Annotated in this window: 10 protein-coding genes; 7 read left to right on the forward strand and 3 right to left on the reverse strand. The window is 62.6% G+C overall.

Annotated features, from left to right (window positions below; all coding sequences use genetic code 11):
• Window positions 1–29 precede the first annotated feature (29 nt).
• The 6 genes from B5T_RS22965 to B5T_RS04605 all read left to right on the forward strand — a co-directional run bounded on the left by B5T_RS22965 (window position 30) and on the right by B5T_RS04605 (window position 5,166).
• The gene (locus B5T_RS22965; protein WP_148279203.1) at window positions 30–788 is read left to right on the forward strand and encodes an energy transducer TonB family protein; all 759 of its coding nucleotides are present in this window, start codon (window positions 30–32) and stop codon (window positions 786–788) included.
• Between the two features lie 61 nt (window positions 789–849).
• The gene (locus B5T_RS04585) at window positions 850–2,544 is read left to right on the forward strand and encodes a putative porin (protein WP_014993297.1); all 1,695 of its coding nucleotides are present in this window, start codon (window positions 850–852) and stop codon (window positions 2,542–2,544) included.
• Window positions 2,545–2,573: 29 nt separating this feature from the next.
• Complete coding sequence (locus B5T_RS04590) at window positions 2,574–3,242, forward strand: hypothetical protein (RefSeq protein WP_014993298.1); 669 nt, start codon at window positions 2,574–2,576, stop codon at window positions 3,240–3,242.
• 40 nt (window positions 3,243–3,282) lie between these two features.
• On the forward strand, window positions 3,283–3,795 hold the full coding sequence (locus B5T_RS04595) for a YbjN domain-containing protein (RefSeq protein ID WP_014993299.1): 513 nt from the start codon (window positions 3,283–3,285) through the stop codon (window positions 3,793–3,795).
• Window positions 3,796–3,845: 50 nt separating this feature from the next.
• Window positions 3,846–4,811 (forward strand): peptidylprolyl isomerase, encoded by a 966-nt coding sequence (locus B5T_RS04600; protein ID WP_014993300.1) that lies wholly within the window; start codon window positions 3,846–3,848, stop codon window positions 4,809–4,811.
• 25 nt (window positions 4,812–4,836) lie between these two features.
• Window positions 4,837–5,166: a hypothetical protein gene (locus B5T_RS04605; RefSeq protein ID WP_014993301.1), complete on the forward strand. Its 330-nt coding sequence runs from the start codon at window positions 4,837–4,839 to the stop codon at window positions 5,164–5,166.
• On the opposite strand, the gene B5T_RS04610 is transcribed toward B5T_RS04605, so the two are convergent.
• The 3 genes from B5T_RS04610 to B5T_RS04620 are packed head-to-tail and all read right to left on the reverse strand — an operon-like array spanning window position 5,134 to window position 7,378.
• Window positions 5,134–6,117 carry a FecR family protein gene (locus B5T_RS04610; protein WP_041716859.1) on the reverse strand — a complete coding sequence of 328 codons (984 nt, stop codon included), beginning with the start codon at window positions 6,115–6,117 and terminating at the stop codon, window positions 5,134–5,136. The two genes, B5T_RS04605 and B5T_RS04610, sit on opposite strands and share 33 nt — an antisense overlap.
• Entirely contained in the window at window positions 6,114–6,671 is a 558-nt protein-coding gene (locus tag B5T_RS04615) for an RNA polymerase sigma factor (protein WP_014993303.1), read from the reverse strand. Before B5T_RS04615 ends, B5T_RS04610 begins: the two co-directional genes overlap by 4 nt.
• The gene (locus tag B5T_RS04620) at window positions 6,668–7,378 is read right to left on the reverse strand and encodes an STN domain-containing protein (RefSeq protein ID WP_167321200.1); all 711 of its coding nucleotides are present in this window, start codon (window positions 7,376–7,378) and stop codon (window positions 6,668–6,670) included. The genes B5T_RS04615 and B5T_RS04620 overlap by 4 nt, the downstream gene beginning before the upstream one ends.
• 324 nt (window positions 7,379–7,702) lie before the next feature.
• Between B5T_RS04620 and B5T_RS04625 the strand changes: the two genes are divergently transcribed.
• Window positions 7,703–19,972 (forward strand): filamentous hemagglutinin family protein, encoded by a 12,270-nt coding sequence (locus tag B5T_RS04625; protein ID WP_014993305.1) that lies wholly within the window; start codon window positions 7,703–7,705, stop codon window positions 19,970–19,972.
• Window positions 19,973–19,994: the final 22 nt, after the last annotated feature.

The raw sequence follows: 19,994 nt of genomic DNA on the forward strand, positions 1-19,994 counted from the left end.
TCGATGACAACCGGATAACAGGAAGAACCATGTCGTTGCAGTCACCTCAATCGCGGGATTCCGGAACGGCCTCGGGCAAGCGGCATTCCGTTTCCGCGAGCAGGGCATCCCGTACCCGGCGCGGGCCGATGACCTATGTGCGCTTCGCTGTCGGCGCGGTGGTGTTGATTGTTCTGGGCTGGCTGATCTGGCAATGGGCCAACGATATGAGCGGTGTGCGCCGGCAGGTGCCGCAGGAGCCGATGCTGGTACCGCTGCCGCCACCGCCACCGGAGCCGGAACCGGAGGAAATGAAGGAACCGGAACCGGAGCCCGAGCCGGAGGAGATCGTCGAACCGGAGCCGGAGCCCACTCCGGTGGAAGAGCCGACGCCTGAGGAACCGCCGTCACCGTCGGATGATTTGTCCGAGGCCATGCAGATCGACGGCGAGGCCCAGGCCGGTACCGACGCCTTCAATATCAGTGCCGGCGGTGGTGGCGGTATGGCCGGCTCCGGCACCGGCCGGGTCGGCAACGCCACCTACGGGCAGTATCTCTCCTACGCGTTTCAGCGGGCGCTGCGCGAGGAGCCGTCGATCCGTCATCTGAGTTACCGGATACAGATCAATCTCTGGCTTAACGAAGCCGGCCAGATCACCCGGGTGCAGTTACTGAACTCCAGCGGTGACCCGGATACGGACGACAAAGTGATCGCCGCCGTGCGTGCCATTCCGGCGTTGGATCAGAAGCCGCCGAAGTCGATGACTTTGCCGGTGAAAGTGGCTTTGCAAGGGCGGCGTCCGGGCTGACCGGGACCGAAACCAACCTGACCCAAGAATCGAGACGAACCGTTTCAGGAGCAATAAAGCAATGAACATGAAGCGCAATCAGTGGCTGCTGATGCTGGCCGTGGCGGCGACCTTGAGCGGCCCGGCCGTGGCGCAGACACCCGCCGAATCCACCGCGCCGGGGGGCAACAGCACTACCGTGCACCTGATCCGGTTGTTGGTGGAACAGGGGGTGATCACCGACGCCCAGGCCAACGCCTTGCTACAGCAGGCGCAACAGGAGGCCCAGGCTGCCAGCCAGCGCCGCCCCGAGCCGGACGTGCGGGAAGGGGACGTGCGTGTTCCCTACATCCCGGAAGTGGTTCGTGACGAGATTCGCGAAGAGGTCAAACAGGAAGTGATGACCCAGGCCAAGGCGGAAAACTGGGCGGCGCCGAATACCTTCCCGGACTGGGTGTCTCGGGTGAAGCTGTTCGGTGATGTGCGGGTACGAAATGAGAGCCGGTTCTTCTCCGGGGATAACAGTGATCAGCTTATCGACTTCGTGGAGTTTAATGAGGATAACTATAACGTCAATGATGACTCGGTGACGTATCCTTTCCCAACGATAAATACTCGCGAGGACCGCGAGAATCTACTGCGCATCCGCGCCCGTTTCGGTCTGGAGGCGAAGCTGTCCGAGAACTGGACCACCGGAGTCCGGCTCGCCACCGGCAGCAGCAACGGACCGGTGTCCACCACTCAGACCCTCGGCGGCGGCTTGAGCAAGAAAGACATCTGGCTGGACCGGGCCTGGATCAGTTGGCATCCGGGAAACTGGAACTTTACCGCCGGCCGGGCTGAAAACCCGTTCGTATCCACGGATATCCTTTACTCCGGCGATCTGAACTTCGACGGCATCTCCGCTGGCTTTTCAGGGCTGCGTTTCAGTCAGCGCGGGAGTGTCTTCGGCACCCTGGGCGCTTTCCCGTTGCAATACAGCGATGATGACTGGCCCTCCAACAGCTTTGATAAAGGCGAAAGCGAGGACCGCTGGCTGGTGGGCGCTCAGATTGGTGCCAATTGGGAATTTGAAAATCAGAACCGCTTCCAGGCCACCCTTGCTTATTACGACTTCACCAATGTTCGTGGCCAGCGTTCTTCCGAATGTTTCCTGTACCAAAGCGGCCCACCCTGTGACACCGACTGGTCGGTGCCGGCGTTCATGCAAAAGGGCAATACTTTGTTCCTGTTACGCGATATCCAGCTGGATCCCAATGATCCGGAGCATACTCCGATGCCGCAGTACGTTGGCCTGGCCTCCAAGTTCCAGTTGTTTGATCTGAATGTGCGTTGGGATACCACGTTGTTCAACGGCTACAAATTGCAGCTGGCGGGTAACTACATCTACAACCACGGCTACGACGAGCAGGAGATGTGGCAGAACGCCGAAGGCAATCTGGTCAACAACTTCGACCTGAACACCGGCGAAATCGAGAGCGGCCGTGACGCCTGGATGGTGCATGCCGCTTTCGGGTCGTCCCTGGACCTGAAACGCCGCGGCGACTGGATGACGTTCCTGGGCTACAAATACATCAAGCCGGATGCGTTGCCGGATGCCTACAACGATTCTTCCTTCCACCTTGGCGGCACCAACGCCAAGGGCTACTACCTGGGCGCGGCTTACGCCTTGAACGAGCGTCTGTACTTCCAGGGACGCTGGATGAGTTCGGAAGAGGTGTATGGGCCGCCGCTGTCCATCGACATTTTGCAGCTCGAACTGAATGCCCGGTTCTGATCGACCTGGCGATGAAGGGAGGTAATACCATGAAGATGACGGATAACGTCAGAACAAAGTGGTTCCCCGCGACGATAGCATTGCTGGTTCTGGCCTTGCCGGCGTGGACGCAAGCCCAGCAGTCCAGCCTGGAAGAACGTCTGCGCACCGAGTTACGCAACACCACCCAGCAATTACGGGACCTGCAATCCCGGCAAGCGGGCCTGGAGGCGGCCCGCTCCAACGCGGAAGTGCAACGTGATGCTGCCCGGGCCCAGGTGGCCAAACTGCAGGCCCGGCTCGATGCGGTGGAAGGGAACCTGGTCTCCCAGCAGCGCAGTAGTCAGGCGCGCATCGCCGCCAGCCAGGAACGCACCGAGCAGATGCGTGGTGCCTACGATGAGTTGCTGACCCTGGCCAAGGGCAAGGAAGCGGAGCGTCTGACACTGCAAAAGGCATTGCAACAACGTACCGCCGAATTGCAGACCTGCGTCAGCCGCAACGAGGAGATGTATCTGGCGGGTAAGGAGATTCTGTCCGCTTATGAAAGCCTCGGCGCCGGCAGTCTGTTCAAGATGCGTCAACCGTTGGCGACCTCGTCGCGGGTGGAGTTCGAGAACAGGGCCCAGGAAATGGGAGACCGACTGTACAACGCCCAGGTCGGCGTGGTGCGGTCGGATCAGGACAGTAACGCCGGGGCGGCGGAAAACGACGGCTGACATCATCGAAACGTCACAACGGTTTGTTAAGGACATGATCATGAGCGACCACAACGACATCATCGACACTCTGCCTATCGAGGAACTCAGCACCCTGCTGCGGCAAGCCGGTTATCGCACCAACGAAACCGAGCATAACGGCAGCAAGCAACTGCTCAGCGCCAGTCAGGGCATTGGTTTCGCCGTGCGCCCCGGCAACACATTGGGTGAGGGGCTGCTGGACTTCACCATCAGTTGCGCTCTGCGTGTCCAGGGCGAGTTGCCGGAGGGGCTGATCCCGGCCTGGAACCGTGGCAAGCGCTTTTCGCGCTTGAGCCGGCACGGTGATTTTCTGGTGCTGGAAATGGACGTGATCGTGGCCGGTGGTGTACGCCGCGCCTATGTGCGCGCCAACCTGGAAATCTGGGACCGTCTGTTGCAGGAGTTCCTGCTCTATCTGCGCAATTACCGTGACGAGAACCGTAATGAGAGCCGCGATGAAAGCCACGATAAAGACGATACCCCCGAACATGAGCAGGCGATAAGCACGGAAGCGGCGGAGAGTGACGAGTAGCGAAGTGAACCGTCGGCATGCCGGCGGTGGATTCAACCAAGGAGTGAATAATGAAAAGCGCACAGGTTTTGCTCAGCGCGGTATTGGCCGGTGTTGCGGGTGTCATTGGCACCGTTTGGGTGATGCAGCCGTCCCAGGCGGTGGCCGTTTCGGAACCGGTATCGGTTTCGTCACCGGCGCCCTCATCACCCTCCTCCACCGGGCAAGGGGAGGCGGTTGCGGCCCTGGGGGCGGTCAGTCTGCGCGACCAGGAAGTGGCCGACTGGCTGGCGGCGTTGTCGCCGCGCGCCCGTACGGCAATCCAGCGGGATCGTGCGTTGTTTGATGATTGGGCGCGTCAGCGTCTGGCGGAAAAAGCACTGATTCAGGAGGCGCGGCAACAGGGCTGGGAGAAGCGGGAGGAAGTGACGCGGGCCATCGATCAAGCGCGTGATCAGATCCTGCTGCGCAGTTACTTGCAGGCGGTGAGCCAGGTGCCGGAGGACTTTCCCGATGACGCCACGCTGCGGCAGCTTTATGAAAGCAGCAAGCAGGAATTGGCGGTGCCGGAACGCTATCACCTGAGACAGATTTTTCTCGCCGTGGAGGGCGCCAATGTCGATCAGGTGAAAGCACGCGCCGGGCAATTGGTGAAGGAAGCCCGCGGCAAAACAGGGGACTTCGCCGAATTGGCCCGCCGTCATTCAGATGACCCGGCTTCCGCCGCCCGGGGCGGTGATATCGGCGTGCAGTCAATAGCCCAGCTTACCCCGGAGGCCCGCCCGGTGGTGGCGGCGTTGAAGGAAGGAGAAGTCTCCGCGCCGTTCCGCACCGTGTCGGGTTGGCACGTGCTCAAACTGGAGAAGACCGAAGCGGCGCGAACCGCCACTTTCGACGAAGTGCGGGATCAACTGCGCGCCACGGTCAGAGAGCAGCGTCGGCGGCAGAACGCCGAGGCCTATCTGAATCGGTTGGTGGGTGAAGCTTCTCTCAATATCAATGGCGCGGCGGTAACGGCGCTGTTGGAAAACCAATAGCAGCCTTAGCCGAAAAGGAACCCGTATGCCAATCCGGATGGTAATCGCAACAGCGTTGGCCGCCGCTTCTCTGGCCGCCTGTACCCAGACCACGCCTCGCTCCGATTCCGCCATCGATCGCTACCAGCGTTCGGTGATCGTGCAATGCTCATTGACCCATGATGTGGAAGGCAATCCCTGTATCGCCAAGGCACGCCAGGCCTGTGGCACGGATCGAGTGCGCTTGAAGAACGTGGATTCCCGCGACTCCGTGAGCGCCCCGGTGGCGCGGGGGGCTCCGGTAACGCTGGTGTACAACTATTCGGTGGTCTACTACTGCCTCTCAGCTGATAATCAAAATACCACCCGGCAGTGATCGCACCTCCGCGCCACGCACCTCTTTGACCAGCGCGGCGAAGTCCTCCAGTTTGTCCAATGACAGATAAGCCTGTACCGGAACCCGGCCGAGCTGATCGTTCACCAATACGATTTGCCCCGGGCGGTAGCGGTTAACTTCGTCCACCACCTGGGCCAGGGGCGTGCCGTTGAACACCAGCATGCGTTGGCGCCAGGCCGTCACCCGGTCCGGGTCCACGTGCTGGACCGAGGACAGGCGAGTGGTGTTGTACACCACCTGCTGGGCTGGCTGGAGCTGAACGCTCTGGTGTTGATGACGCACCGCCACCTGTCCATCAAGGCAGGTCACCCGGACGCGGTCGTCGGTGAAGCGCACATTGAAGCGCGCGCGACGCGCTTCGATGAGGCCGTTCTGAGCGGTTACCGTGAAGGGAAGGCGATTGCCATCGGCGGTGGTGATCTCGGTTTCGCCGCTGTTCAACACCAGTCCGGTAATGTGTTCCGCCTGCCGGTTCACATCGATGCTGGTACGGGTGTTGAGCTGCACGGTGGCGGCGTTGGGCAGCACCACTTCGCGCTGCTCCCCGGTGCCGGTCCAGAGATCGGCGGACTGCATGCCCATGCGCGTCCACAAATCCAGAGGCGAGCGTAACGCCAGCCAGCCCGCCGCCGAAGCCGCCACGGCGCCGCCGAGAAAGGCCCGGCGAGTGAGACGGGAAGGGCGACGTTGCGGCAGCGGATGAACCCGGGCTTCGCCCGTCTCGCTGATGGCGGCCTGCTCCATGCCTTGCCAGACCTGGCGGCAATGGACGAATGCCCGGGCGTGCTCCGGGCTCCGCGCGCACCAGCGGCGGAAAGCTTCTCCGTCGGCGGCGCTGGCGCGTCCCGAGGAGAGGTGCACCACCCACTCTCTTGCCTCCCGGGTAATCCGGTCGGAAGGAGAGGCGGGGGCGTTTCGATAATCGGTCATGATTGCGTCGGCCTTTTTTGTCTGGGCCCGTAACGTGGGGAGTAATCCCGCTCCAACCGTTCGCAACAATGCTGTAATCCGGCGCGCAGTTCTTTTTCCACGGTGCGCAGGGACACACCGAAACGTTCGGCGATTTCCGCGTGCGGGGTATCCTCGATACGCGCCGCGGTAACGATGGCGCGTCGGCGGCGTGGCAGTTCCGCCAGGGCTCTGCGGAATATCCGGATCTCCTGTTCACCCAGTGCCTCACGGGCGGGATCGGCCAGTTCATCCGCCATCTGATAGAGATCTTCCACTTCGTCCAGCGTCATCACCCGGGCGTGTTTACGGCGTTGCTCCTCCGCCACGTTCATGGCGATGCGGAAAAGGTAGGCGGCGGGATGCTGAACACGGGTGCCCTCCTGCATACGTTCGATTCGCAGCCAGGTTTCCTGCAAGGCGTCCTCCGCCAGTTGATGGGAACCCAGACGGCTGTACAGGCGCTGACGAAATTCATCGTAACGTTGCACCAATAAATCCTGCAGCGAGTGGTGCAGAGTGTCGGCGGTACTCATTCCCTGGATTCTCCTTGGCAGGATGGCGTGCCCGGACGGAGTAGCAGCGTAATTGGCTGAGGCATGCCCGGAGGCAGCGGCGGCAGCGTAAGGTCCTTGAAACTGGCGCGGACGGTTTTTCCCCACTGTGCCTCGGCGTCGCCATCCGGAAAGTGCACCCGGGTTACCCGGCCTTGAGGGTCGGCCCACAATTGCACCACCAGGCGAAAACGTCCCAGCTGTTCCGGTTGATGGCGACACAGACTGGTCAGTACGGATTGTTGCAGTGAGCGGGCATAAGCGGGCGGCACCACGGGCTGGGCTTTGGGGGCGATGGTCTCGGCGTCGTCGTGCCGTTCCGGCACCAGCGTCAGGGCAGAGCTGCTCAGCTGGCGGCTGGTCAGCCCGGTGCCGTTCAGCATGAGCGTCAACGCCTGATCCGGAGGGAAATGGCCCCGTACGGCGCTGGCGGTTTTGTCCTGGATGCGATCGCTGGTAACCAAGATCGATATCCCCGTTTGCTCACTGAAAGTCTCCAGTGACAGCGGCAAGGGCTGCACTGGAAGATCAAAAAAGGGGGCGCCGTCATTGGCGTGGCCGGCCAGGGTCGATGCCAGCATCAATCCCGTTCCCACCAGCCGCAACAGACGGAGAATGGGGCTCCAGTCGGCGAAAGAGGCGGTGATCGTCACGGGAAAGACGGCACTGGCATGGTCACCTGTAGACACTGCATCCGGGTCTTGAGCCGGCGGATTCAATCCGTGCTCCACCATGCAGGCTCTGTATGTCAAATCCGTGTCGTTCACTGTAGAACCCGACACTGCCTGGATTGTGCCCCTTGATGAACTTTCCGTGAAAAAACGGCGGTCGTGGGGCGGGCCGATCATCTTTCTCACAAAGACCGTTCACGCTGGAGCCGATGCCGCGTCGGGGGCCGTTGGGGTTGTGTCGTGGCCGCTGTCGGTAACGTCCAGGGATGCGGGGCGCGCCTGTCGCGTGCGCCAGCGTCATCTTGGCGGTCGTTCACAGTCGTTGTTGAGAGCGCCTATTTCATGCTGATGAAAAACACCAGACCGGCCCGTCGCACTCCGGTACGTTCCGTGATTTCCCGCAAGCCGCTGGCTCTGGCCGTGGCCTCGATTCTGGCGGTGGGCGCCGGGCAGGCCGACGCCGGTTCACGCCCGTTCAGTGCCGAATGGTTCAGTGCCATGCGTTCCGGCACCGCGCAACCGCGCCCGGGTAACGGCGTGGGGACACCGCCGCCGCTGTCACAGCAGCAGCGCGCCCGCGAACAACTGCAACACTCGATCAACAACCTCGGCCGCACCGCCGCTGCCGTGGCCGCCCAGAGAGCGGCTCAGGAAGCGGCTCGCAGGGCCGCCCAACAGGCCGCGTCGAACATTCCCAACGGCCTCGGTGAAGGTGGCCTCAAGGTCGATGTGAACCCGGACACCGCCGATTGGCGGGGCGCCAAGGACCCGACCCAGACCACCAAGGACGGCCACACCACCGTCAGCATCGAACAAACCGCCGACAAGGCCATCCTCAACTGGGAGACCTTCAACGTCGGCCGCGACACCACCGTGGACTTCGATCAGCAGGCCAACTGGGCGGCGCTGAACCGGGTCAACGACCCGAACGCTCGCCCCAGCCAGATCCAGGGCCGGATCCAGGGCGACGGCACGGTGATGATCGTCAACCGCAACGGTGTGGTGTTCAGCGGCTCAAGTCAGGTCAACGTACGCAACCTGGTGGCCGCCGCCGCCGACATCAGCGACGAACAATTCACCGAACGCGGCCTGTACATCGACACCAACGGCTCCCAGCCCACCTTCACCGACGCCGCCGGCAACGTGACGGTGGACGCCGGCGCCCGCATCACCACCCACGAACCGGAATCGGTGACCCAGGGCGGCGGCTATGTGCTGCTGATGGGCCGGGAGGTGAACAACGCCGGGGAAATCACTACCCGCCGGGGCCAGACCACCCTGGCCGCCGGTGAGGATTTCTACATCCGCAAGGGCGCGGGCACCGAAGCCAACCAGGCCTCCACCACCCGTGGCAACGAAGTGGCCAGCACCTGGGAAGCCGGCAGCGACGCCGGCACCGTCACCAATGAAGGCCTGATCGTGGCGCGGGAAGGGGACATCACCCTCACCGGTCATGACGTGCGCCAACAGGGCGTGGCCATGGCCACCACCACGGTGAACACCCGGGGTACCGTTCATCTGCTCAACTCGGCCAGCGACGCCGAAGGCAAGGTGACCCTGGGCAACGGCGCAGTGACCACGGTGGTGATTGAGGACGATGGCGAGACCGCCCTGGACAATCAGCGCGACACCCTGATCAGGCAGTCCGCCGAGATGGACGCCTTGCGCGATGACATGATCACCGGCGCCTTTGACAACATCGGCCTGATGTCCGACCGCCGCGACCAGTCCCGGGTGGAAATCGTCTCCGGCGGCGACGTGGTGTTCGAGCAGGATTCCCTGACCCTGGCCACCGGCGGCCAGATCGCCGTGGACGCCGGCCGCCGCACCCACCTGAACGCGGGATCGGAGCTGGATGTGTCTGGTTCCGTGGGCGTGAAAGTGGCGATGGAATCCAACAACGTCCTGATCAACGTGCAGGGCAATGATCAACGGGACTCGCCGGACAACCGCGATAACGGCGGGCTTAATAACGGTGATGTCTGGGTCGACCGCCGCAACCTGATCTTCGTGCCCGCCGGTACCGGCGGCTATACGGAGGACCGCTGGTACACCGCCGGCGGCCTGCTGGAAGTGAGCGGCTACCTGGATACCCAGGGCCACGGTATCGGGGAATGGTCGGCGGCGGGCGGCACCGTGCTGCTCGGCGGCAGTGAAGTGGTTACCCAGACCGGCTCGTCGGTGAACCTGTCCGGCGGTACCCTTGATGTGCAGACCGGCTACGTCGCCAAAACCTGGCTTAAAGGCGCCGACGGCAAACTTTACGACGCCTCCAACGCCCCGGCGAGCATGCTCTACACCGGCCTGTACCAAGGCTATGAACGGGTCAGCGAGCGCTGGGGCCAGACCGACGCCTGGCGCAGCCCGCTGATCGCGCCGCCACGTCAGTTGGAAAACGGCTACACCGTGGGCCGTGACGCCGGCACCCTGATCATCAACGCCCCCACCGCCGTGCTGGAGGGCGACATCGTTGCCGAAGTGTTCCAGGGCGAGCGCCAGAACCAGGCCCAGGACGCCGGGCGGGACAGCTACCAGCAAGCGCAGAACCGGGTGGCCCGCCGCGGCCGCCTGGCGGTGGGGCAATATGGCCAGTACGGCCTGGAAAACGCCTACGACAGCGACATTCGCATCGGCGATTTCGACGACATCAGCGAACAGCTCACCCTGGAATCCGACCTCAGCGAACGGCTCAACACCGTTTGGCTGGACGCCGGTCGTTTGAATGAGCAACGCCTCGGTGGCCTGGATCTGGTGTCCGGCGGCAGCATCTCGGTGGAGAATGATTTGACGCTGGCCGAGGGTGGCCGGTTGCGTCTGGTGTCCGGACAGGTGGCGGTGGATGCCGCCGTCACCGCCCGGGGCGGGGACATCACGTTGACCAACATGCTGACGCCGGAAGGCGTCAACTCAGCGACCCGAATCGCTTTCACGGATGAGGATGGAAACAGCGAATTACGTCTGACCGAAAACGGCCAGTTGGACGCCCGTGGCCTGTGGCGCAATGGCCTGTTGGAAAGCGGTGAGAACTGGAAGCAGGCCTATGTGGATGGCGGTGATGTCACCATCGAAGGCACCCAGGATGTGACTTTGGCGGAAGGCAGCCTGGTCGATGTGTCTTCCGGGGCAGCCTTGAAGGCGGATGGAGAATTGCTGGGAGGACGTGGCGGTGATGTCACATTGAGCGCGAATTCGCCGATCAATAGTAGCAGCAGTTCCGGTGGGCCTGGTGGTGGTACCTTGGTACTGGACGGAGAACTGCGCAGCTACGGGGTCGCCGGCGGTGGCGAGCTGATATTGGAGACCGGGCAGGCGGTGGTGATCGGCGATGGCGGGCTGCAGAGCAACGGTTTGCTGCAGGCGGGCGAAGAGGTTCCTTTTGATCTGACGCTGCTGGACGATCTGATTTTGACGGAGGGCAGCAGACTGCCATTCGACTACAACTACTTGCGAACCGTCGCGCGACCGGGTGAGGCCTTTGGAAATACGACGCCTACGTTGTCCGATAATCCCGTTACCCTGGCGGCGGACTGGGTGGTGCCGGAAGCGGCGACCGGTTTTCAGGTTCTTTACGATGGAAATAAGGTCGCCTCGGCGGGAGACCCGATCCCGGCAGGCTCGACATTGACTTTGTCCGTTGGAACCTTGCCCGCCGACTACGTCATTCCGGCGGACGCCTTTCCCGATGGTTTGCCCGTCGAAGCGCATCAGGCAACCCTGGCGACGGGTAGCGCACTGCCCTGGGACCTGGTGCTGAATGCCGGGCGGGTTATCGAGGCGGGCACGGTTTTTGATATGGATGTGGCGGTGAAAAAAACGCTGATCCTTGAAGAAAGCGACTTCCAGCGCGGTTTTTCCAGCTACGATATTAACGGCCATAACGGTGTGTTGGTCAGCGAGGGCACCGAGGTGGAAGCCACCATGCCAGTGCTGCGTCTGGCCGATGGTTCCTTTCAGGCCGCCTCGTATGACCATGCTCTGGAACTGTGGTTGCCGCCTCTTTTCCTGGAAGATCCCCTTGGCCGCGAACTGAAACAACGTGGTGGAGCCAGTCTGTCCCTGCGCTCCGATCTCAATGGCCTGGGCGGGGCCATCACGGTGGCAGAGGGCGCTCGCCTGGAGGTGGACCCGGGAGAGTCGCTGTTGCTTTCCGGCCGTAATCAACTGACCGTGGACGGAACACTGCGGGCGCAAGGGGGCACCATCCAGGTGCTTTCCTCCCTGCTGAGCAGAGTACCCGCGAGCGGACCGGAAGCACGGATCGAGATCGGCGAAAACGCGGTGCTGGATGCCTCCGGTCTGGCCTATACGGCTACGGATGCCCGGGATCGCAACTATGGAGTCGTGCTGGATGGCGGCGAGGTGGTACTGGGGGCGGAGGCGCCCGAGGACTTCGGTGATACCAATCTGTACGACACCAGTAATCTGTTCGTGGTGGTGCGCGAAGGCGCGCTGATCGATGTGTCCGGCGCCAGTGCCGGCCTGGACCTGGGGCAGCCCACTGCCACCACGGTGGCCAGTGATGGTGGCTCCCTGGCCATGCGTTCCAATTCCGGGATCTATTTCGATGGCGAACTGCGGGCCGACGCCGGTGGCGCGAACGCATCGGGGGGCGGTCTGGAGGTGCTGCTGGAAGGTACGCTGACCACCACCTCTCAAGCCACCGAAGAGGCTTCGGTACTGCGTAATATCACCCTCACCCAGGCGGATACCGGCTCCGGTTACGACGAAGAAAATCTGGCCTATGGCCAGGCCCGCTTCTCCGTTGACGCTTTGCAGGATTCGGGCATCGACCACCTGAGCCTGTGGGCCCGGGACGCTATTCTGTTCGATGGCGACGTGGACCTGGCGCTGGGCGGCAGCCTGTCGCTCACCGCCGTCACCCTGGCCACCCCCGATCATGCCGCCAGGCAGGTGCGGCTGGCCGCGCCTCATGTGCATTTGGCTGGGCGGGTGAATGAACCTACCGGCTTGGGAGGAAATGATCCGGGAGTTCGCCCCTATCTACAATTCGACAACAATGCGCCGCTTACGGAGGGGGACAGCAGCCTGAACGTCGAGGCGGCGCTGATTGATCTCGGTGAAGGGGTACTGACCTTCGGCGCCCGGGGCAGCCATGATACCCCCAATGGCGCCACCCCGGTGGAATTGCCGGGCTTCGCCGATATCACCCTGACCAGCACCGGGGATATCCGCCTCACCGGCGCTGATCTGATGGCAACGGAGGCGCTGACTTTCATCAGCCAACGTCTGTACCCCACCACCCATAGCGGTAACCGCATCCGGGTGGGGCTTGGTGATGTCGGCATCAACGGTGGTCCGCTGGAGGACGCGGCGCTGCGCTTCCGCTACTACGACGAGGCGCGGGCGAGGGAGCAGGCGTCGCCGCTTTCCGTCTATGGTTACCTGTCCATGGAGGCCCCCGTCATCGATCAGGGGGGGGCGCTGTACGCTCCGCTGGGAGGCATCGCGTTCGCGAGTCCGTCCGCGAACCAGGGCGGCTTTGCGAATTACCCCACGGACCTTTATGGCGGCATAACGCCCCGGTTCATTAGCAATCTGGAAATGGACGTGCTGTTACGTCAAGGCAGCCTGACCTCGGTGAGCGCAACCGGTCTGGTTCTGCCCTACGGCTATCTGGAAGGGGAGAGTTATTACTACAATGGCGCCGAGGTTCGCTATGACGAATTGGGGGAGAGAGGAACCGAACAGAATCAGCGCACTGCCACGGGCATCCATTTCGCCACCGCTACATTCGAGGCCGAGGACGGCGCGGTGATCGACGTCAGCGCCGGCGGCGAGCTGCGCGGCGTGGGGTTCACCACGGGGCGCGGCGGCTCCGTGGATATTCTCAATACCGCCCTGGCCAATGCCGCCCCCTGGCATGCGGGTGACGCTGATGCCCAAGTCTACGCCATCGTACCTGGTTTGAGCGACAGCCAGGCCCCTCTCGACCCGGCCCTGGGAAGCCATTCCAAAGTGGGACAACGGATCACCATCGGCGATGGCGTTCCCGGCCTGCCGGCGGGCACCTATACCCTGTTGCCGGCGGAATACGCCCTGATGCCTGGCGGTTACCGGGTGGAGTTGGGCGGCGACACGGCCCGGTATGATACGGGCATCGTGGCCAGCCCGGCAGCGGGTCTGTATCGCGCTCCGGTGAACACGGTCAACGGCCTGAGCGGGGTCTCGGATTCGGCGCCCCTGTGGGCCACGGTTATGTCCGGTGACTCCGTGCGCCGCTACGGGAGCTACAACGAAACCACCTTGAGTGAATGGGTGGCGAACACGCTGGCGCAATTCGGTGACACCCGTCTAATGGTCCCCTTGTTGCCGGAAGATGTGCGGCCGCTCAGCTTCGATTTCCGCAATGCCGCCAGCGGCGATGACCGGGTGTTCTCCTTCAACGGGGAGTTGCGCAACACCCAGGTGGAAGACGGCCGTGGCGGCATGGTGGCGCTGTACGGTAACGACCTGGAAGTGGTCTCAGCCACCGGGGAGCGTGACGAGGAGGACAGCGGCTACATCACCCTGCTGGACGAAGATCTCAACCAACTCGGCGCCACCGTGCTGGGGGTCGGTATCAATCGTTGGGCCAGCAACGCCTCCGGCAAAACAGTGATTCGTTCCGGTGCCACCTTGCGGGCCGGTTCCCTGCTGATTGGCGGGTCGGGGCAGGATGCGGTGGTGGTGGAATCCGGCGCGGTACTCGACAGCCGTGGTCGGGGCCAGGCCGGCTGGAGCGCCGAAAACGGTTTTCTTGTTTCTCCGAGCGCTGATGTGGCCCTGCTGACGGTGAGCAACGACCGGATGCAGTTCGGCGCCGCCAGTGGCAGTGGCACCATCCGTATCGAGGACGGCGCCGGTTTGTACGGCGAGGGCACCTTGGCCCTGTCCGCCCCGGGCGGATTGGAGATCGGTGATATCAGCCTGGCCGCCAGCGATCTGCTGCTGTCCATGGAGGACATCAATATCGGCGAGGACGCCGCCCTGGCGGCGGCCGAGGCCCAGGGGGTGCTCTCCGGTGGCTGGCAGCTCAATCAAACCACCCTGGACGGTCTGCTGGCGTTGGGTGACCTGGAAAGCCTCAGCCTGCAGGCCTCCGAGTCGATCAATTTCATTGGTTCGGTCTCCCTGGACACCTACGATGACAGTGGTGAGTCTCAGGCCAATCTGCGCTTTATCGGACCGGCCATCTACGGCCTTGGTGATGCCGGTGACACGGTCACCATCCGCACCGATCAGTTCAACTGGAGCGGTTTGGGGTATACCTCCGGTCGCGAAGGGACGGCGGAATTTGAAGCCGGCTCGGTGGCGCCCGGCGAGGTAATCGCCGGCGGCGCGGGTACGGGCACGGGCGCTTTCCGGGTGGAAGCCAACGAAGTAATGTTCGGCTTCAATGGACTGGTGGGCGACCAGAGTGCCAATGCCACCCTGGAACGTCTGATGCTCGGTTTCAACGATGTTGCCTTCGAAGCCCGAGACCGTATCAGCAGCGATCTGTACAGCAACCTGTCGGTTTACCAGAAAAAGAACAGTGACGACACCTTCAGCGGTGGCAATCTGACCCTGAGTGCACCGGTGCTCACCGGCCAGGCCGGATCTGAAATGGCCTATCGCACAGGCGGTAACCTTTTGGTGAGCCGCCCCGACAACGCCGCTGCCGTGGATCCGGTGAACCTGGACCTGGGCGCGCAACTGAGCCTGGAAGGCAGCAGCGTTCGTGTCGAAGGCAGCATTATCGCCCCCAGCGGCAAGGTGGCCATCGAGTCCACTGAGGATCTACTGCTGGCCGACGGCAGCCTGATCAACGTGGCCGGCCGGGCGGTGGAGTTCTTCGATGTCACCCGATACAGCTTCGGCGGCGCGATCAGCCTGGAAAGCGCTGAAGGCAATGTCCAGCAGGCGGCGGGAAGCCGCATTGATGTGTCCGCGCCTTATAGCGACGCCGGCAAACTGGAAGCCACCGCCGTCAACGGTACCGTGGACCTGGCCGGTGAGCTGGTCGCTCGTAATCCAGAGGAGGATCCGGAAGGGGAGGGAGAAGGCGGCACTATCCGTATCAAGGCCAATACCCTGCCTGGCTTCGTGGCGCTCAATCAGCGCCTCACCGACGGCGGCTTTGACTACCTGCGCGGCTTCGAAACCAATGAAGGCGACCTGACGTTGGGTGATGAAGTCCGCGCACAGCATATCGAGGCCACCGCCAACGGTGGCGACCTGATCGTCGACGGCAACCTGCGCGCCGGCGGCGACTACGCCGGCAGTATTTACCTGGCCGCCGGCAACGATCTGCGGGTCACCAACGGGTCGACTCTGGATGCCAGTGGCGACAGTCTGAAAGTCGACAGTTATGGCGACCCTATCGAGGGCAGCAACCGGGCCATCATCAACCTGACCAGCCGGGACGGCCGTCTGGTGCTGGGTGATGACGTGACGCTGGATGTGGGCGCGGGTGGCGAGGCCCGTGGCACCATCGACCTGAATGCCCGCCGCCTGGGCGAGCCCACCGAAGCGTCGGCCACCGGCAACGATGTGGCGGTGGACGTGGGCAATGGGCTAACCATCACCGGCGCCAAGCGGGTGTCGGTGAACGGCTTCTGGACCTACGACGACGCTCCGAACGATCCTGAGAACAAAAACACCCAGGTTGTCGACCAGGATTGGTTGGATAAAACGAAAGAGAAAGTGCCTGAAGGTGAGGAAGAAAATCCGCATTGGGATGGTCTTGATGGTGTTCATGAGCACAGTAAGGACTTTATCAACGCGGCTCTGGACAACGACGATTTACAGGATCGTCTCTCCAGCCTGAAAGCCGCCGCAGGCGACGCTTTCTCTTTACGCCCCGGTGTGGAGATCGTCTCCGCCACCGAGGGTGGCAATCTGCGCATCGACGGTGACGTGAACTTTGCCAAGTATCGTTATGGGCCAGGTGTGGATGACGCCGTGTACGGTAGCGGCACCGCCGGTGTGTTCGTGATGCGCGCTGGGGGCGATCTGGAAGTCAATGGCAGTGTCACGGATGGCTTTGACTTGCCACCGAACACGCCGGACAGTAGCTACTATCTGGATATCGAGTTGGACCCAAGCTTGCTGGACAGTGCTGGTCGTCTCACCGATACCTACGCCTTGCCTGAAGACATGACCCTGAAGGCTGGCTGGGATCTTGGCACCGCGTATAACTACGGCGGGTCCTTGTCATTTGATATTACCGTTACTGGCCGTCTTGCACTGGTTCGTGGAACGGTATTGCCTGTTGATGTGGTTCTTTCGGGCAGGACATTGGCGGTTCGCAATACTACTTTAGAGGCCGACATTCTTTTACCGGAAGGAGAGACGGTAAGGGATACTAATGGAGCGGTCTACGCGGGGGTGATTCCCGCTGGGAGCCTGGTTACCAGTATTATCGTACCCGTCGGTTCGACGGTGAAGTCGGGGAATGTTTTTAGTGCCAACGCCAACCTTTATACGGACGAAGTGGTTATTCCGGCTGGTACGGACTTGGCGGGGCTAAGGCCTCAGGATGTATTGGAGTCCGGCAAGGATAAGGTGCTGGCGGCGGGCAGTGAATTACCCAGAGGCTTCGGCCTAAGTGCTTTCCAGTCCAGCGAGGAAGTTTCCCAGACGATCTGGGCGGTGGCGCCCCTGCTGCCGGAAGGTAGCCAAAGCTGGGATATCCGGCTGGTGGCCGGGGCCGACCTGAATTCCGCCGATTCCCGCGCCACCGGGAATATTGGCGGTGATCTGGTGTTGGACAACGATTATCTGGTCCGTCTTGCCCTTGCCGGTGACCCCCTTCAGGGCACCAGCGTGATCCGCACCGGCAGCGGCGATCTGGAACTGATCGCCGCCCGCGACTATCTTCAGGAAACCCCCTTCGGTATCTATACCGCTGGCACCGCGGCCGAGGCAAGTGGCGCCCCCGAGCGCCAGAGAGATCCTGATACTCTACCCAGTGATACTTACGTCCCCGAGGACGAAGACGATCCCACCTATCTGAGTGTTGCCGAAGCCACACCCGGCTCTTTCGCTACGGGCGGCGGCAATGTGCGGGTGCGAGTGGGTCGTGATATGAGGGGTAATGACTACAAGACCAGCGACGCTACGGCCAAGAAGGAGGTTTCCGATTGGCTCTGGACCTGGAGCGACCCGGCGAGCGGCGCCGAGGCCTGGTGGATCAATACCGGCAGTTACGGCAACGCCAGTGAGCTGGTGATCTTCGACGGTATCGGCACCCTGGGCGGTGGCAACCTGGACGTTTCCGTGGGCGGGGATTTCGGCGTCTATGATCAGTTGACCGATGGTACCCTGTTCGGCGGGCTGTCCCTGGCGGTGGCCTCTTCCGGCTGGGTCAACGCCGGCGGCGAGCGCCAGCAGTACGGTGGTGGCGATCTGCGCCTGGAGGTGGGGGGCATCGTTAATCATACCCGCCAAGACACCATGGACGAAGGACATGGCAGTGTGACCAACCTGCGCGGCGACGTCCTGGTGCAGGCCGGTGCGATCGGTCAGATCTGGAATACTTATTTGGTTAGTAGCACGAACACCGACCCTCGACCGGACGACGAATTACTGCAAGTCGACCGCAACCTCTATGGGGGCTTGCGTCTGGTGCTGGGCGATACCCGGGCCCGGGTCTACACCTTGGGGGACCAGATCGTTAACCCGGAGGATCCCGGCGTCAACAGGGTCGATCTATGGACCGATACAACCGAGGCTTCCCTGTTCAGCGCTGGTGGCAATGTGGGCGTTGGGTCGGGGGATACCTCGGGGGGCTTGGCTCCGGGCCGGCTCAGCGCCATCGCCGCCGAGGGTTCGATTTACGGCAATAGTAATGGCGTCAGTACAAATGTCAGGAACTGGGTAGCCGAAACCACCGCCGATGGCTGGCTGGAATTCCTGGCCGGGGATTCCATTTATACCCTGGGGGTGTCGTCGGCCTACGAGCCGGACCTGCTCGGTTCCACTGTCTCTCCCGCCCGATTTTATGCCCGGGAGGGGGATATCTATCAGTTGTACTACGGCTATTACACCAGCCCGATAGGATCCCAGTCGCTGATCAACCAAGCCGGTCGCCCGGCCCATGTGCGTGCTGGCCGGGATATCGTGCGGTATGGCAATAACGGCCTTACCGCCATGGGCCACTACAGCGATACGGATGTGTCTATTATCCAGGCCGGCCGGGATCTGATTTATATCGATACCCAGGTGGTGGGCGCGGGCACTTTGGAACTGAGCGCCGGGCGCAATTTCTACCAGGCGGACAGCGGCCAGCTGATCAGCCGTGGCCCCCATACGGAATTGGCAACCAGTGATCCCAGCGGCGGCGCGGACATCGTCATTAATGTGGGTATGGGAGAGGCGGGGCCGGATTACCAGGCGCTCATCGACGCCTATCTTGATCCCTCTAATCTGGCCGACCCAGACCTGGCCCTGGCGGACCAGCCGGACAAGGTGGCCAAAACCTACGAGGAAGAGCTGGAAACCTGGCTGTTGTCCCGATACGGCGACGCGGCGCTCGATGGCACCGATGCTCTGAGCTACTTCCTGGCCCTGACGCCGGAGCAACAGCGTATCTTCCTGCGCGAAGTTTATTACGCCGAACTGCGTGAAGGCGGCCGGGAGTACAATGACCCCGACGGTGACCGCTACGGCAGCTATCTGCGTGGCCGCCGCATGATCGAGACGCTGTTGCCAGAGATGGACAGTGAGGCTGGCACCTCGGCTTATAACGGCGACTTCACCATGTTCACCACCCAGCGGCGGAATGCGGCAGGGGACATTACCGGAGAGAACTCCAGCTTGGTGCGCACCGAAGGCGGCGGCGACATCCAGATGCTGGTGCCCGGCGGTGACCTGATCATTGGCTTGGAAGCGGTGCGCCCGGAAAGCGGCGACAACGGCATCATGACCCAGGGCAGCGGCGATATTCAGCTGTTCAGCCAGGGCGATATCGCGTTGGGCCTGTCCCGCATCATGACCACCTACGGCGGCGACATCTTCGCTTGGTCCAACGCTGGCGACATCAACGCCGGGCGCGGGGCCAAGACCACCCTGGTGTACACGCCGCCGCGCCGCACTTATGACGATCTGGGTAATGTGACGCTATCGCCGTCCGTGCCAAGTACCGGCGCGGGCATCGCCACTCTGGCGCCGATTCCGGAAGTGCCGCCAGGAGACATTGATCTGATCGCACCGCTGGGCGTGATTGACGCTGGCGAGGCGGGCATCCGCGTGTCCGGCAGCATCAATGTGGCGGCGTTGCAGGTGGTGAACGCGGAGAATATCCAGGTGCAAGGGGATTCCACCGGCTTGCCGGCGGTGGCGGCGGTGAACGTAGGCGCCCTGACAAGCGCCAGCAACGCCGCTTCCAGTGCGGTACAAGCGGCGGAGCAGGTCGGCCGGCGCTATCAGCAACAGCAGCCCTCGATCATCAACGTGGAAATTCTCGGTTACGGCCAGGAACGTCTGGAAGCGGGAGGCGACCGGACCAGTGCCGCCCCGGCCTCCCGGTCTGGAGAGGGCGTGGTGGAAGTGTTGGGGGCGGGGCCGTTGTCGGCGAACCAGACAGGTATGTTGACGCCCGCCGAGCGTCAGGGACTCAAATCGCGCTGATCATCTCGGTTGATCCCCGGAG

The sequence above is a fragment of the Alloalcanivorax dieselolei B5 genome (genome assembly GCF_000300005.1).
In the GTDB taxonomy this organism is placed as follows: Bacteria; Pseudomonadota; Gammaproteobacteria; order Pseudomonadales; family Alcanivoracaceae; genus Alloalcanivorax; species Alloalcanivorax dieselolei.

Bases quoted from the DNA above. Each gene is read 5' to 3' on its own strand.
- B5T_RS04610 (WP_041716859.1), bottom strand. From the start codon at position 6,117: ATGACCGATTATCGAAACGCCCCCGCCTCTCCTTCCGACCGGATTACC.
- B5T_RS04605 (WP_014993301.1), top strand. From the start codon at position 4,837: ATGCCAATCCGGATGGTAATCGCAACAGCGTTGGCCGCCGCTTCTCTG.
- B5T_RS22965 (WP_148279203.1), top strand. From the start codon at position 30: ATGTCGTTGCAGTCACCTCAATCGCGGGATTCCGGAACGGCCTCGGGC.
- B5T_RS04600 (WP_014993300.1), top strand. From the start codon at position 3,846: ATGAAAAGCGCACAGGTTTTGCTCAGCGCGGTATTGGCCGGTGTTGCG.
- B5T_RS04585 (WP_014993297.1), top strand. From the start codon at position 850: ATGAACATGAAGCGCAATCAGTGGCTGCTGATGCTGGCCGTGGCGGCG.
- B5T_RS04625 (WP_014993305.1), top strand. From the start codon at position 7,703: ATGCTGATGAAAAACACCAGACCGGCCCGTCGCACTCCGGTACGTTCC.
- B5T_RS04595 (WP_014993299.1), top strand. From the start codon at position 3,283: ATGAGCGACCACAACGACATCATCGACACTCTGCCTATCGAGGAACTC.
- B5T_RS04590 (WP_014993298.1), top strand. From the start codon at position 2,574: ATGAAGATGACGGATAACGTCAGAACAAAGTGGTTCCCCGCGACGATA.
- B5T_RS04615 (WP_014993303.1), bottom strand. From the start codon at position 6,671: ATGAGTACCGCCGACACTCTGCACCACTCGCTGCAGGATTTATTGGTG.